Source organism: Streptomyces sp. NPDC017943 (assembly GCF_044328425.1).
Lineage (GTDB): Bacteria > Actinomycetota > Actinomycetes > Streptomycetales > Streptomycetaceae > Streptomyces > Streptomyces djakartensis_A.
Genome location: NZ_JBIRHH010000009.1, coordinates 295494 through 309735, shown reverse-complemented (window position 1 = coordinate 309735; position 14242 = coordinate 295494). Strand labels below are relative to the sequence as shown.

General features: G+C 74.3%; 11 protein-coding genes. 5 read left to right on the top strand and 6 right to left on the bottom strand.

All coding sequences use genetic code 11. The features are described from left to right. Positions 1-103: 103 nt before the first annotated feature. Positions 104-1255, bottom strand: coding sequence for a glycosyltransferase family 4 protein (locus tag ACH4C6_RS28240; RefSeq protein WP_398111423.1), 1152 nt, complete (start codon positions 1253-1255; stop codon positions 104-106). 237 nt (positions 1256-1492) lie between these two features. Next, entirely contained in the window at positions 1493-2488 is a 996-nt protein-coding gene (locus ACH4C6_RS28235) for a DUF3068 domain-containing protein (protein ID WP_398111422.1), read from the bottom strand. Positions 2489-2703: 215 nt separating this feature from the next. Here ACH4C6_RS28235 and ACH4C6_RS28230 point away from each other — a divergent pair, with 215 nt between their 5' ends. The 4 genes from ACH4C6_RS28230 (at position 2704) to ACH4C6_RS28215 (ending at position 5983) form a co-directional block, all read left to right on the top strand. Beyond that, positions 2704-2856, top strand: coding sequence for a hypothetical protein (locus tag ACH4C6_RS28230; RefSeq protein WP_199825679.1), 153 nt, complete (start codon positions 2704-2706; stop codon positions 2854-2856). A gap of 3 nt (positions 2857-2859) precedes the next feature. Beyond that, positions 2860-4104, top strand: a complete 1245-nt coding sequence (locus ACH4C6_RS28225; protein ID WP_398111421.1) for a PucR family transcriptional regulator — start codon at positions 2860-2862, stop codon at positions 4102-4104. Between the two features lie 245 nt (positions 4105-4349). Then, positions 4350-5123, top strand: a complete 774-nt coding sequence (locus tag ACH4C6_RS28220; RefSeq protein ID WP_398111420.1) for an IclR family transcriptional regulator — start codon at positions 4350-4352, stop codon at positions 5121-5123. After that, complete coding sequence (locus ACH4C6_RS28215) at positions 5120-5983, top strand: SMP-30/gluconolactonase/LRE family protein (protein ID WP_398111419.1); 864 nt, start codon at positions 5120-5122, stop codon at positions 5981-5983. Before ACH4C6_RS28220 ends, ACH4C6_RS28215 begins: the two co-directional genes overlap by 4 nt. A gap of 24 nt (positions 5984-6007) precedes the next feature. On the opposite strand, the gene ACH4C6_RS28210 is transcribed toward ACH4C6_RS28215, so the two are convergent. From ACH4C6_RS28210 to ACH4C6_RS28200, 3 genes are all read right to left on the bottom strand, one after another. Next, positions 6008-7408, bottom strand: a complete 1401-nt coding sequence (locus tag ACH4C6_RS28210) for an FAD-dependent oxidoreductase (protein ID WP_398111418.1) — start codon at positions 7406-7408, stop codon at positions 6008-6010. A gap of 212 nt (positions 7409-7620) precedes the next feature. After that, a complete protein-coding gene (locus ACH4C6_RS28205; protein WP_398111417.1) occupies positions 7621-8850 on the bottom strand; it encodes an MAB_1171c family putative transporter in 1230 nt (409 codons plus the stop codon). After that, entirely contained in the window at positions 8847-9458 is a 612-nt protein-coding gene (locus ACH4C6_RS28200) for a toxin-antitoxin system, toxin component family protein (protein ID WP_398111416.1), read from the bottom strand. Before ACH4C6_RS28200 ends, ACH4C6_RS28205 begins: the two co-directional genes overlap by 4 nt. A gap of 236 nt (positions 9459-9694) precedes the next feature. Here ACH4C6_RS28200 and ACH4C6_RS28195 point away from each other — a divergent pair, with 236 nt between their 5' ends. Continuing rightward, positions 9695-11209, top strand: coding sequence for an alpha-N-arabinofuranosidase (locus ACH4C6_RS28195; RefSeq protein ID WP_398111415.1), 1515 nt, complete (start codon positions 9695-9697; stop codon positions 11207-11209). A 49-nt stretch (positions 11210-11258) separates the two neighbouring features. On the opposite strand, the gene ACH4C6_RS28190 is transcribed toward ACH4C6_RS28195, so the two are convergent. Further along, positions 11259-14150 (bottom strand): beta-galactosidase, encoded by a 2892-nt coding sequence (locus ACH4C6_RS28190; RefSeq protein WP_398111414.1) that lies wholly within the window; start codon positions 14148-14150, stop codon positions 11259-11261. Between the last annotated feature and the right edge of the window lie 92 nt (positions 14151-14242).

Here is a 14242-nt window from a genome sequence, read left to right as displayed (position 1 = left end):
GTCTGCGGGGAGCGTGGGGACGCGGAGGGGGTGCCGGGGCGCGGCCCGCCGTGTCCGGTGCGTACACGTGACACCGCGTCAGCGACGCGGCGCAGGGGCGACGTCACGGCGCCCAGCTCCGCACCGCCTCCGCGGCCACCACCCGGAACTGCCGTACCGTCCGGTCCCACCGGAACTGCGCGGCCCGCTCCCGGGCGGCCTTGCCCATCAGCTCCCGCCGCTCCGCCGACAGGGCCAGCGCGCACCAGGCCGCGGCGAACGACGACTCGCCGCGGGCGAGGACGCCGGTCTCGCCGTCGACCACGGAGTCCTTCAGCCCAGGCACGTCGAAGGCCACGCTCGGCGTCTGCCGGGCCGCCGCCTCCGTCACGACCAGCCCCCACCCCTCCACGGCGGACGGGTGCAGCAGCAGCCAGGCGGCGCACAGCAGGCGGTGCTTCTCGGCCTCGGAGACGTACCCGGTGAACTCCACACCGGGACCGGCCAGGCGCTGCAACCGCTCCCGCTCGGGGCCGTCGCCGACGATCACCAGCCGTCCGCCGGTCACCGGCCGCACCCGTTCCCACAGGCGCAGCAGCAGATCGATCCGCTTGTACTCGACCAGCCGCCCGACGGCGACGAACAGCGGCTCCGGTGAGCGCCCGGCGCCGGGCCCCGGCTCCTCCACGCCGTTGTGCACGACCCGGATCCGCTCCCGCGCGACCCCGATCACCCGCAGGGCGTGCGCCGTCGAGGACGACACCGCCACCAGCAGGTTGCGCTGCCGCGCCCCGGCCAGCGCCCAGTGCTCGAGTCTTCGGCCCAGTCGGGCCGCCGGGGCCAGCGGCCCGCCGAAACGCATCGCCCACAGGTCGGTGTGGACGTGGTTGACCAGGGTCAGGGTCGGCCCGCGGTGCCACAGCGGGGCCAGGTAGGGCATGCCGTTGCAGACCTCGACCAGCAGGTCGCACTCGCCGGCCTGCCGGGCGAACGCCGAACGGGCCCGCAGGTAGTGGCCGTAGGGGCCGCCCGCCGACACGACGCGGTAGTCGCGGAAGGACGCGGGGCCGCCGCACAGCAGGGTCACCTGGTGGCCCAGGCGGGTCAGGCCGTCGGCGAGCCGGTCGACCAGCAGCTCGGAGCCGCCGGCCGAGGGATTGTCCAGATCGCGGTGGGCGAGGAAGACGATCCGGCGCGGCTGTGGGGGGAGCGCCGGAGGGTGCTGCGGCCCGCCGGAGAGCGCGGTGCGCAGCTGGGACGGCACGTGCTGGGGCATGGGTGCTCCAACTCGTCTCGGAGTGCGGAACTCAGCGTGGGGAAGACGTGGGGGGTGGGGTGAGGGGGGTGGGGTGGTGAGTCACGGGGGGTCGGCCTGTGAGGGGCCTGAGCGCTTTCCAGGAGGGGAGTGTGGACGGTCTGTGCTCGGGGTGGGGTGGGACAGTTTTCGCCCGGACGTTCGCCACGGCTACTCACCGACGTGACAATTTCCGCCCTTGTCGACGCTGACGTCACATCACTTTGTGAGGGCGGGCCGGGGCGAAGGGGGCATATCGGACGGAACGGGCTGCTCCGGCTCCTTCCGCCCACGCACCACCAGAACGCCGCCCGCCACCGCGAGCAGCAGCCCGGCGATCCCGGCGCCGATCGGCAACGTGGTCCCCACGAGCCGGAGTTGTCCGCTGTCCCGCTTCGCCTGCCGCACGGCCTCCCGCTGCGTGGCGGGGGTGAAGGCGACCTTCTCGCTGTCCAGCAGCACCGCCGCGTCCTTCTTCCCGCCCGGTGCCCGCAGGGTGCGTCGCGGCCCGGTCTGCGCGTACAGCACACGTCCGGTGGCCTGGTCGACGACCAGCACGAACCCGTGGTTGGAGTACCACTCCTCGGCCAGGACCTGCGGGCGCTGCGGCCGTCCGACGAGACTGCCCGGCACCATGCGGGTCCCGGTCCTGGTCGGCTGCACGGAGCCGGTGAACCTGTAGCCCGTGTAGCCCTGCACCTTCTCGGTGCCGCGGTAGCGCAGCACGACCGTGTCCCCGAGGGTGTTGTCCCACCACTGGTAGGAGCGTTTCTGCACGTCGAAGGGGAACTTCAGGTAGGCCTCGCCCTCGATGTGGGGCTTCTCCCCGCAGCAGTGCACGGGCCGGGTCGTCCTGCGGTCCATCACCCAGCGGTGGGGCACGAAGTCCAGCGCGTCGTGCGGATCCGCGGCCGGCAGCGACGCGTCGGTGTCGACGGTGGTCGTCACGTCCCAGACGGCGTTGCCGCTGCGTTCGCTGTCCTCGACGTCGCCCCGGACGCGCTGGGTCACGGTGATCCGCCGGTCCGGGACCGTCTCGATCCGGTCGGTGTCGAAGACACTGCCCCGGCCGGTGTAGACGGCGGTGGTGTCGATGTCGATCGGGTTCACCGCGGCACGCGGCTGCACGTACCAGGCGAGCAGGGGCGCCAGCACCAGCAGGAACGTGCCGAGACCCAGCAGGACCAGGGAAAACGGGGAGGTTGTACGGCGCATCCGGGCACTCCAGTGGCTTGGGACGGCTCGACGTACGAGAGGACCGGCACGGCGGCGGAAATGCGCGCGTGCGGTTGGGCCGGGAACCGTAGGCCGCTCTTGACGGGGTGTCAATGCTTGTCGAGACTGGGCGCGACAGCAGGGACGGGGCGCCGGGGTGGGGCGACCTCCGGACGATCTCCGGGCGAATCCGGGACAGAGAGGCTGACCCTGCGATGTCCAGACTGCTCGCTGCTGCGCTGACCGTAGCGCTCGCCGCCGCCCTCGCCGTGGGGGCCGCGCTGGGCGTGGTCGCGCTGCTCGAAGCCACCCCCGACCAGCCGAACACGCCCCTGATCACGTACGAGCGGACCGGGCAGGGGAGTTGACCGATGACGGCCGCCCGCACCGGAACCGTCACCACCCGCTCGGCCTGGCACGACGTACCGCGCCTCCAGGTGCGCCGGTTCGCCGCGACCGTCATGGCCGAGGCACCCGGGCTCGCCGAGGAGATCCTCCGCGAGATCCAGCGCGAGTACCCGCACCTGCCCGTCGTCCTCGACGACTCCGGCGAGCCGATGGCCCTGATCGGCATCCGCCGGGCCATCGAGGTCTTCGTCCAGCACCTGGAGCGCTCCGAGGGCCGGCCCACCGTCCCGCCCGGCGTCTTCCAGGACTTCGGCCGCGGCGAGGGACTCAACGGCCGCTCCCTGGACTCCCTCCAGGCGATCTACCGCATGGGCGTACGCATGGCCTGGCGCCGCTTCGCCGACATCGGGCAGCGCGTGCAGATCCCGCCCCCGGCGATGTACGAACTCGTCGACGCCGGCTACGAGTACCTCGACGGCCTGGTCGACCAGTCCGTGCGCGGCTACGCCGAGGCGGCGGCCCGCCAGGCCGGTGAACGCCTGCGGCTCCAGCGCCGCCTCATGGAACTGCTGCTGGCCGAGCACCACCGGGGCGACCCCACCGAGGCCTTCGCCGAGCGGGCCGCCCGCATCGGCTGGCCCGTGCCGGGGAAGGTCGCGGTCGGCGTCCTGCTGCGCCCGGCCCGCGAGGCCATGGCCCCCGCGGTGGGCCAGGGCGTCCTGCTCGACATGGAGTACGAGCAGCCCCGCATGGTCGTCCCCGAGCCGGACGCGGCCGGCCGCCCCGAGCTGCTGCACCGGGCCCTGGCCGGCTGGTCCGGCGCGATCGGCCCGCCGGTCCCGCTGGCCGACGCGGCGAAGTCGCTGCGCTGGGCGGAGGCCGCGGTCCGCCTCATGGAACGCGACCTGCTCCCCTCCGGGGAGGTCCTGCACTGCACCGAGCACACCGAGGCCCTCGTCCTCCTCCAGCCCGAGGAACTGATCGACGACCTGGCCCTGCGCTGCCTGGCCCCCCTGGCCCACTGCGGCCCCACCCACGGCCGCCGCCTCGCCGAGACCCTGCTGGCCTGGCTGGAGACCCGCGGCGGCGCCCCCGAGGTCGCGGCCCGCCTGGGTGTCCACCCGCAGACGGTCCGCTACCGGCTGCGCCAGATCCGCGAACTGTGGGGCGACGAGATCGACGACCCGGACCGCCGCTTCGAACTCGAACTGGTCCTGCGCGCCCACCGCCTGAGGGGAGAACTCGGGGTACCCCGCGGGCGGCGGTGACCGGGGCCGGGGACCCCTACGAGACCCACCGGCCCCCGGCCGTCACACCCCCACCCGCTCCTTCACCACCGCCCGCCCGGGGACCGGGGCGTCGACGTGCACGACGGTGTAGTGCTCGTGTCTTTCGGGCCCTCGGCCCCCGGGCCATTGCCCGGCTCTACCTCTATGGCTAGCCTGTGTTCGTCATGCCGATCGCCTGTTGAAATATCGAACGCGGGCGCCGAGACACAGGGAGGGGGCCGGTCGTGGGACGCCTCGTACCAGCAGTGACCCGGGCTCTCGACATTCTGGAGCTCTTCCTCGACGGGGACGGGACGCTCTCCGCCCCCGACATCGTGCGCAGGCTGCAACTGCCGCGCACCACCGTGCACGAGCTGGTCACCACGCTCGCCGCGCGCAAGTACATCGTGCCCGTGCCCGGCCAGCCGGGACGCTACCGGCTCGGCGTGCGCCCGTACCAGCTCGGCGCCCGCTACGCCGAGCAGCTCGATCTGGCCGCCGAGGGGCAGCAGGTCGCCCGGTCCGTCGCCGAGACCTGCGACGAGACCGTGCACGTGGCGATCCTCGAGGACACCGACGTCATCTACATCGCCAAGGTCGACTCCACGCACGCCGTGCGGATGGTGTCGGCGGCCGGCCGCCGCCTGCCCGCGCACTGCACGTCCGTCGGCAAGATGCTGCTGGCCTCCCTCCCCGACGCCGAGCTGGCCGCGCGCATCCCGGACGGCGCCGAGCTGGCGGCGATGACGCCCAACAGCATCACCGATCCCGCGGCGCTGCGCGAGGCCCTGGCCGGGATCCGGGAGCGGGGCATCGCCGTGGAGAGCCGCGAGTCCAACCCGGACGTCTCCTGCGTCGCCGCGCCGGTCCGCGACCGCACCGGGCAGGTCGTCGCCGCGCTGTCCATCTCCGTGCCGATGATCCGCTGGAGCGAGGAGCGCCGCGCCGAACTGGAGCAACTGGCCGCCAAGGGCGCCGCCGAGCTGTCCGAGCACCTCGGGCACCGGAGCGTGGCATGAGGACCCCCTACGAGGTCGCCGTGCGCGCCGAGTCCGAGCTGGGCGAGGGCCCGACCTGGGACGCGGCGGCCGGCCGGCTGCTGTGGCTCGACGTCCTCGGCTGCCGCGTGCACACGTACGACCCGGCCACCGGACGGCGCACGACCCGCCGCACCGACCAGCACGTGGGTGCGGTCAAGCCGCGTGCCGGCGGCGGGCTGGTGCTCAACCTCCGTGACGGGATCGGCCTCCTCGACCCCGAGGAGGACGGCACCGGCGGCGGCTTCCGCTGGCTGCGCCGCGAGCCCGTCCCCGGCCGCCGGGCCAACGACGCCGCCGTGGCGCCCGACGGCTCCCTGTGGGCCGGGACCATGCGCTACGACGAGGCGCCGGGCGGCGGGACGCTGTCCCGCGTCACCGGCGACGGCTCGGCGGAGACCGTGCTGGACGACGTCACCGTGAGCAACGGCACCGGGTGGAGCCCCGACGGGCGGCTGATGTACTACATCGACACCCCCACCCGGCGCGTGGAGGTCTTCGACCACGCGGACGGGCGGGTGTCCGGACGCCGGACGCTGGCCGAGATCGAGGAGGGCGCCGGCTTCCCCGACGGGCTCACCGTGGACGCCGACGGCTGCGTGTGGGTCGCGCTGTGGCAGGGCTCGGCGGTCCGGCGCTACACGCCCGACGGACGGCTGGACCGGGTGGTCGACCTGCCGGTGCCCCTGGTGACGGCCTGCGCCTTCGGCGGGGCCGGGCTGGGCGACCTGTACGTCACGACCGCGCGCACCGGGCTCACCGACCCGCCCGCCCTGGCGGGTTCGCTGTTCGTGGTGCCCGGCGCCGGCCGGGGCCTGCCCCAGCCGGCGTTCGCCGGCTGAGGGAGCCTCCGGCTCCCGCCCCGCTCAGCGTCCCGTCCGGTCCAGTCCGCGCAGGATCGTTTGCTCCTGCTCCGTCAGCGGTGCGCCCACCGCCGGCGGCAGGGGCGGCCCGCTGAGCGTCGCGAGGACCGTCGAGGGCCGGAGCAGCCGCTCCGGCCCGGTCGTCATGCTCATCACGTCCCAGACCGCCGACGCCGCGGTGTACGAACCGGTCGCCGTGCGGATCATGCGGCGGGTGTACGCCGTGACCGCGCGGTCGGCCAGGCCGGGCGAGCCCCCGCGCGTTCCGGGGAACCAGACGTCCTGGCTCACCGCCATCGTCCAGGCGGCCTGGACCGGCCGGGCCGCCCGCCGCTGCACCCGCCGGGCGAGTCCGGGGCCTTCCAGGCCCGCCCGCCGCACCTCCCGCGCCAGTTCCCGCACTTCGAGCGCCGCCACCGACATGCCCTGGCCGTAGGCCGGGTTGAACGTGGCCAGCGCGTCGCCGAGGACGACGAGGCGTTCGGGCCAGGAGCGGACCTTCTCCAGGTACCGGCGGTGGTTGCTGGTGCTGCGGCTGACGTGGACGTCGGTGAGCGGTTCCGCGCCGGAGATCAGCCGGCCCACGATCGGGTCGGGCAGGTCCAGGGTGTACCGGAGGAACGCCTCCGGGTCGGAGGGCGGTTCGCCGCCGCCGCGCGTGCCGGCGAGGCTCACCATCCAGCGGTCGCCCTCGATCGGCAGCACCATGCCGCTGCGGCCGGGCCGCCCCCGGTACGGATCGGCCTGCACCATGGTCAGCGGGAAGCGTTCGGCGCCCTCGGGCATGCGGTACAGGCGGGTGGCGTTGACCAGGCCGGCGTCCACCGTCCTCGCGCGCACGTCGTCGATCCCCAGCCCCTCCAGCCAGGTCACGATCCGCGAGCCGCGTCCACTGGCGTCGACCACGAAGTCGGCGGGGAGCTCCTCGTCCCCGGCGGCGGTCGAGAGGCGGACCCCCGTCACCCGCTGCCGTGATCCGGTCAGCTCCAGCACCCGGGCCTTGCGGATCACCACGCCGGTGTGGTCCAGCACCGCGGCCCGCACGACCCAGTCGAGCAGCGCGCGGGTGCAGGTCAGCATCCGCGGCCCGGGGTGGCGCCAGCGGCGGAACCAGCCCTCGGGGGTGAGGGCGACCATGCCCGAGCCGAGGGACACCTCGTGCGCGCCGGCGGCGAGCAGATGCTTGCGCATGCTCACCCCGGGCACCAGGTCCTCCATCGCGGCCAGTCCGCCGGCCAGGAGGAGATGCGCGTGACGTCCCTGCGGCAGGCCCTTGCGGTGCTCCGGCCCCTCGGGCAGGTCGTCGCGGTCGAGCACGACCACCTCGTCCGCGACGGCGGACAGCGCCGCCGCGGCCAGCATGCCGGCCAGTCCCGCACCGATGACGACAGCTCTACGCGACATGCGACTCCTCGCACTCAGCCATGACGGCTCCCCCGCCCTGAGGGCTCTCCCCGGCGCCCGGCCACCGCCGCGCGACGCACAACGCCCGGCGCGGGCAACGGTTTCGAGCCATACAGGCTCCTGTTCCGGACGGCTCTCACCGTACCTTCACGTACCGTGTCCGCCACCCCCCGGTGCGGGTCCCGCCGGGAAACCGGCCGCGGGCGAGGCGGTCAGCCCGTGAGCGACCTGCCGTCCGCGGGGTCGGGTACCCGGGCGCGGACCGCCCGGAGGTCCTCCGCGCGGCGCAGGGCCCGGGACACCGCGCCGATCTCGCGCAGCAGGTCCGTGGTGTCACGCGCGCCGGCGCCGTCGTCCTCCTTCGTCCGGCTCCTGGCGTCGACCGCGTCCAGGATCGCCGCGGTCGCGGCCAGCGCCTTGGCCCGGTCGGGCGGGTGCCCGAGGGCAAGGGCGGCCTCGTGGTACCTCTCGCGCCGGTCCTCGTCGACGTACCGGGCGAGCGGCAGCAGGCAGTCGCGGATGAACGTCTCGCGGCGGACCAGCCGCAGTTCCGGAGTCGCGCGCAGCAGGAACGGGACACCGTCGCCGTCGACCGTCTTCATCAACTGGTACAGCGGCCGCAGTTCGTGGTACGCGAGCCGGACGTGCCAGCGGCCGTGGAGGTACTGCCCGGCGTGCGGGATGATGAAGCCGACCGCTATCAGCACGGCGGACAGGCAGGCGAGCGGCGGGGCGACGGCGGTGCTCAGCCAGTCCAGGTCGTGCCCGGCCCAGCGGGCCGCCACGGCCGTCAGCTTGGCGGCGTCGAAGAACAACTGCGCGGCGTAGCCCACGCCGAGGAACTTCAGCCCCCAGCGCAGCAGCGAGTCCAGTCCGTCGGTGCGGATCCAGTTCCAGATCAGCCCGTTGGTGACCACCGCCGCCACGGTGTGCGCGAGCAGGTAGAGCACGATCATCTCGCGCATGTACGGGGTGTTGGCGTAGTACGTGTCGAGATCGCGCAGCCGCTCCTCCGGCACGTCCGCGAGGGCGAACAGCACCCACATCGCGGCGATCACGCACGAGTAGACGACCACGACGCCGCGCATCGCGCGCCGGGTGCGGTCGGAGCGGTCGGCCAGGCCGTTGCGCCAGGTGATGATCAGCAGCAGGCAGAACGCGCAGAACGCGGTGAGCAGCGAGTAGACCCACGGGCCGGAGAAGTTCGCCACTCCGGTCAGCCGGTTGACCCGGGCGATCGTCGACGGCGCCACGAACACGAACACCGCACAGGCGAGCAGCAGCAGCCCGCCGACCGCGCGCAGCAGCGGGTCCTTCCAGAGCCGGATGATGCTGGGCAGCTTGATGGCCAGGGCGGCGGCCAGGATCCCGGCGGGGATCCACCAGAAGTTCGGATAGAACTGGTTGACGAACTCGACCGGCGTCAGCGCCACCGTCGTCACGGTGCCGCACCTCCTCGCGGCCCCCGGTAGCCCAGCGACCGCTGCACGGGTTCCAGGGGTACGTCCGGGGCGCGCCCGCCGGGCAGCAGCGCCCGGCACCCCGCCGCCAGCCGATGGCCGAAGGCGTCGGCCTCCGCCTCGTCCCGCTCCCGGGAGCCGTGGCGGGCCGCCACCGTCAGCGCGAGGTCCTGCCAGCCCGGCCGGCCGGCGAACGCGTGGGCCGCCGCCGTGCCGGCCCCGCGGTGATGGCCGTGACCGGCGTGCAGATGCCACAACTCATGGCCCAGTATGACCAGTTGCTGCACCGCCTCGGCCCGCTCCTCGACGATGACCAGGTCGAAGTCCTGGAACTCGACCCACAGCCCCGTCACCTCGATCTCGTCCGGGAACCGCTCGAACCGCAGCTGCACGGGACGGCCGCCCCGCCGCGCACTCATCTCCTCGCACAGCGCCCCGCACAACTCCCGTACAGAGGAGGGTGCTTGGGGTCTCCTCCGGACCGCGGCGGCGAGCTCGGCGGCCAGGCCGCGCATGGCGGAGCCGCTGCGGGAACGCCCGAGTGCGGCGGTGACTCGGGCGGCCATCGTCCGCGCGCCCGCGATGTCCATCGCTCCCCCTTCTCACCCCCGGCCGACGGCTGGGCAGCGCGTCCGAGACTACGCGCCCGAAAGTGCGCGCGTCATGCGATCGGGCGCCCGAGGCGCACGGGCGCCGCGCCGAACCCATTGACGCGCCCCGGCTTCGAACCTACGGTCCCGTTCGGAACAGCGACCCATGCTCGACATATCGAACGCCTCACGCCGTCACCGTCTCGGACCGCCTCCCCCCGACCCGAAAGGCGACCATGCGAGCCGCCCGCTTCACCCTGGACCCCGCATTCACCGTCGGCGAAGTGAACCCCCGCCTCTTCGGCTCCTTCGTGGAGCACCTGGGCCGCTGCGTCTACACCGGCGTCTTCGAACCCGGCCATCCCACCGCCGACGACGCGGGCCTGCGCCGGGACGTCCTCGGCCTGATCCGCGAACTCGGCGTCACCGCCGTCCGCTACCCCGGCGGCAACTTCGTCTCCGGGTACAAGTGGGAGGACTCGGTCGGCCCGGTGGAGGACCGGCCCCGCCGCCTCGACCTGGCCTGGCACTCCACCGAGACGAACCGCTTCGGCCTGTCCGAGTACATGGGCCTCCTGCGCAGGATCGGCCCGCACACCGAGCCGATGCTCGCCGTCAACCTCGGTACGCGCGGTGTCGCCGAGGCCCTGGAGCTCCAGGAGTACGCCAACCACCCCGGCGGCACGGCCCTGTCGGACCTGCGCGCCGCCCACGGCGACAAGGACCCCTTCGGCATCCGGCTGTGGTGCCTGGGCAACGAGATGGACGGCCCCTGGCAGACCGGCCACAAGACGGCCCGGGAGTACGGCCGCCTCGCCGCCGCGACCGCCCGGGCCATGCGGCAGCAGGATCCGGGGATCGAGCTGGTCGTGTGCGGTTCCTCCCACCAGTCCATGCCGACCTTCGCCGCGTGGGAGGCCACGGTCCTGGAGGAGACGTACGACCTCGTCGACCACGTCTCCCTGCACGCCTACTACTGGCCGGAGGACGGCGACCTCGACTCCTTCCTCGCCTCCGCCGTCGACATGGAGTCCTTCATCGACCACGTCGTCGCGACCGCCGACCACGTGGGGGCGCGGCTGAAGTCGAAGAAGCGGATCACCCTCTCCTTCGACGAGTGGAACGTCTGGTACCTGCCCGAGTGGGAGGCCCGCGCCCGGGCCTTGGCGCCGGACGACTGGCCCGAGGCGCCGCGTCTGCTGGAGGACCACTACAGCGTCATGGACGCGGTCGTGTTCGGCTCGCTCCTGATCGCCCTGCTCCGGCACGCCGACCGCGTCACCGTCGCCTGCCTCGCCCAGCTCGTCAACGTCATCGCCCCGATCATGACCGAACCGGGCGGCCCGGCCTGGCGGCAGACCACGTTCTTCCCCTTCGCGCAGGCGTCCCGGTACGGCCGCGGCGAGGTCCTCGACGTCCGGGTGGACTCCCCGGCGTACGACACGGCGAAGTACGGCGAGACCGCTCTGCTGCACGCCACCGCCGTCCGCGGCGAGGACGGGTCGGTCACCGTGTTCGCCGTCAACCGCGGCCGGACCGAGGCACTGCCGCTGGAGGTCACCCTGGGCGCCCTGGGGCTGTCGTCGGTCGTCGAGCACAGCGCCCTCGCCGACGCGGACCCCGACGCGCGCAACACCCTCGCCGATCCGGAGCGGGTCGCCCCGCACCCGGTCGACGGCACGGTCCTGCGGGACGGCACGCTGCACACCGTCCTGGAGCCGCTGTCCTGGAACATGATCCGCCTGGCGTGACGGCCGCGGACCCGGCCCGTGCCCCGGCGCGCGGGCGGGCACGGTCCGGTCACACCGGCGTGACGGGCACCCCTCCGGCCGCGGCGCCCAGCAGGGTCAGCCGCACCTCGCCCGGCCCGGAGGGAGTCGTCCCGTCGGACAGCACCGCCAGCGCCAGTGTGTTGGCACCACGTGTGCGCAGAATCCCGTTCGGCAGCACGAAGGTGTGCTGCGGCCCTACGTCGTTGATGTACTGGCCCAGGTTCCAGCCGTTGAGGAAGAGCTGCACCCGGTACGCCCGCTCGGGGTCGTCCTCGAGGACCAGGCCGACCGAGGCGTCCACACCGGGAGCGACGTCCAGCCGGAAGTCCGTGCGGTACCAGGTGACGCCCTGCCGCCGGTCCGCGCGCGGCAGTTCCGCGTCCTTCCAGTCCCGGTCGTCGTGGTCCGGCAGGTGCCAGCCCGCCCGCTCCCCGTACAGCCCGCCGTTGTTCGGCGCGCCGCGCACGGGGTCGGGCACGACGGCGCCCTGGACGCGCCAGGTCACCTTCGGGGAGGCGCCCCGGAAGGTCACGGCCGTGAGCCCGCGCGCGGCCTTGTGGGTGTCGCGCGCGCCCTCGTCCGTGTCGTGCTGCATCGGCCGGACGAGCACGGACAGCACGTGCCGCGCCCGGGGCTCCGCGCGCAGCCGCTCGCGCAGCCCCTCCGGCAGGTCGAGGACGGCCTCGGCCGTCCACGTGCCCTGCCGGGCGCGCTCCCGGTCCGGCACGGGCATGCGGTGCGTGCCCAGCGGCTCCCCGTCCAGCCAGGCCATCAGCAGGCCCTGCGTGCCGGTGCTGTAGGACAGGGAGACGGACTCGGCGCCGCCGCCGCCCGTCCACGCGCCCCGGTACCAGACGTCGCCGTAGTGGAAGCCGTAGTCGTCGGCGAACAGCACGGGCTGCCCGTCCGGCACGGGTGTGCTGCTGAAGGACGTCGTGCGGTCGGCCCGCGCCCAGTCCGCGTCGTCGAAGTCGGGTTCGGCCTCCGGGTTCTCGGTGCGCCGCCGCCAGCCGGTCAGGGCGGGCAGCGCCGGGCGGGTCACGCCGGGCAGCGGGCGCAGCGCCAGCAGGCTGCCGGAGGCGCTGACGCGGACGGGCACCGGGCGCCCGTTCCAGGTGACGTGGGTGATGCCGCGCGGCCCCCAGACCTCCAGCCCGGTGGCGCCGGTGGTGTCGCCGGTGAGGTGGACCGTGGAGTCGCGCAGGACGGCCGAGCGCAGCAGGGCCGGGCCGTAGACCAGCAGCGCGCCGGACGGCGTCTCGTAGGGCCACAGCCGCAGGGCGGTGGCGTCGTCGGCGAACAGCAGCAGCATCGGGGTGTCGACGCCGTCGCCCTCGACCCGCACCCGGCTCAGCCCGCCGGCGCCCAGCGGGACGGAGACGTTCAGCTTGCCGAGGTTGTACGCCCAGGCCGGTTCCGTGTCCAGCCGCATGGGCGTCGGCTCGTCCGCGCAGTCCAGCACGACCTGGGCCAGGTCGCCGTGCCGGCCGGCGAAGACGGCGATGTCCTGCCGGCCCGCGGTCAGGCTCAGCATCGGCTGCACGGAGGAGTACACCATCTTCCGTCTGCCGAGCCGGAGATCGGCCGCGATGAGCTTGGCGTCCCGGGCCGGGACGGTGACCGGGACGTCGATCCCGGCGTCCGGGAGGGTGGAGGAGACGGGCTCGTCGGTGTCGTTGCGCAGGACGTAGACGTGGGCGCCGGTGTCCGGGTTGGTCAGGTGCCGCACCCGGATCCGCTCGTCGGCGGCCCGGACCGCGCGCCCGGGGTTCAGCCGGGCGAGGTCGGGCACGGACCGCAGCAACTGCCCGAGCTGGTGCGTCGCGGCGAGCTTCGGGGTGGCGTTGCGGGCCTCGTCGAAGGCGGCACCGTAGTCGTAGGAGGTGTAGACGGCCGGTGCGGGCAGCCAGCCCCAGGAGGTCCCGCCGTAGGCCGGGTAGACGTTGTGCAGCGTGACGCCGTCGGCGAGTCGGGCGAGGCGGGTGCGCCGCTCGTACGCGGCGTCGTGGGTGCGGCGGGCCTCGGCGTAGCCCTTGCCGCCGAGCAGGGAGCCGCCCCAGGGGTCGGCCGTGCCGCCCGGCACCTGCGGCAGGAACGCGGGTGCCCGCCCGGCGGACCGGGCCTCCTCGGCCCCGAAGTAACCCCGGACGGGGGCCGGTTCGCCGGAGCCTGGCGCGCGGCCGGCCTCCGCGGCGTGGAACGGCGGTACGTCGATGCCGTCGGCGCGGACCTTGTCGTACAGGTGGGACAGGTAGGCGCGCCGGGCCGGGTCGCCGGGGTCGTCGGCGCCGGGGGCGTCCTCCAGGCGGTAGAGCAGGACGGTGCCCGTGCCCCGGGTGAACAGGTGCTTGGCGACGACGCCGTTGACGGCCGTCAGCCACTCGTCGGCGTACCGCAGGAAGGCGGGGTCGGTGGTCCGGGCGCGGCCCTCGGTGGCGGTCAGCCAGCCGGGGAAGCCGCCCGCGTCGACGTCGGCGCCGAGGTGGGGGCCGGGCCGCAGCACCACGTACAGGCCGGTCTCGGCGGCCGTGCGCAGGAACAGGTCCAGGTCGCGCACGCCCGAGAAGTCGTAGCGCCCCGGCGCGGCGGAGTGGACGTTCCAGGCGACGCTCGCGGTCACGGCGTTGTGGCCGTGGGCGCGCATCTTCTCCAGCACGTCCCGCCACAGGGAGGGGCTGGGCAGCCGGAACGGGTGCATCTCGCCCGACCAGAGCACCAGTCGCCGGCCGTCCACCAGCAGCGAGTGCCGGTCGAACCGGATCTCGTGCGGCCGGCCGTCGGCGCTCGGCACCGGCGGCGGCGGGCCGGTGCGTACGGGCCGGCCCGGGATCGCGGAGCTCGGCGACCCGCTGCCGGTCAGCGCGAAGCCGAGCGCCGCCGTGCCGGCGAGCGCGTGAAAGGTGCGCCTGCTGAGCTCCAAGGGAGCGCCTCCTGTTGTGCCGTGCCTTGCGTGGTGCCGGTGTTCCGCGGCCGCCGCGGGGCCGCCGAGGCCGGCCCGGGTGCCGGTGGTGC

What these genes read in the sequence shown, in the direction of transcription:
- ACH4C6_RS28215 (WP_398111419.1), top strand. Translation starts at nt 5,120, where the DNA reads ATGAGGACCCCCTACGAGGTCGCCGTGCGCGCCGAGTCCGAGCTGGGC.
- ACH4C6_RS28225 (WP_398111421.1), top strand. Translation starts at nt 2,860, where the DNA reads ATGACGGCCGCCCGCACCGGAACCGTCACCACCCGCTCGGCCTGGCAC.
- ACH4C6_RS28200 (WP_398111416.1), bottom strand. Translation starts at nt 9,458, where the DNA reads ATGGACATCGCGGGCGCGCGGACGATGGCCGCCCGAGTCACCGCCGCA.
- ACH4C6_RS28210 (WP_398111418.1), bottom strand. Translation starts at nt 7,408, where the DNA reads ATGTCGCGTAGAGCTGTCGTCATCGGTGCGGGACTGGCCGGCATGCTG.
- ACH4C6_RS28230 (WP_199825679.1), top strand. Translation starts at nt 2,704, where the DNA reads ATGTCCAGACTGCTCGCTGCTGCGCTGACCGTAGCGCTCGCCGCCGCC.
- ACH4C6_RS28195 (WP_398111415.1), top strand. Translation starts at nt 9,695, where the DNA reads ATGCGAGCCGCCCGCTTCACCCTGGACCCCGCATTCACCGTCGGCGAA.
- ACH4C6_RS28240 (WP_398111423.1), bottom strand. Translation starts at nt 1,255, where the DNA reads ATGCCCCAGCACGTGCCGTCCCAGCTGCGCACCGCGCTCTCCGGCGGG.
- ACH4C6_RS28235 (WP_398111422.1), bottom strand. Translation starts at nt 2,488, where the DNA reads ATGCGCCGTACAACCTCCCCGTTTTCCCTGGTCCTGCTGGGTCTCGGC.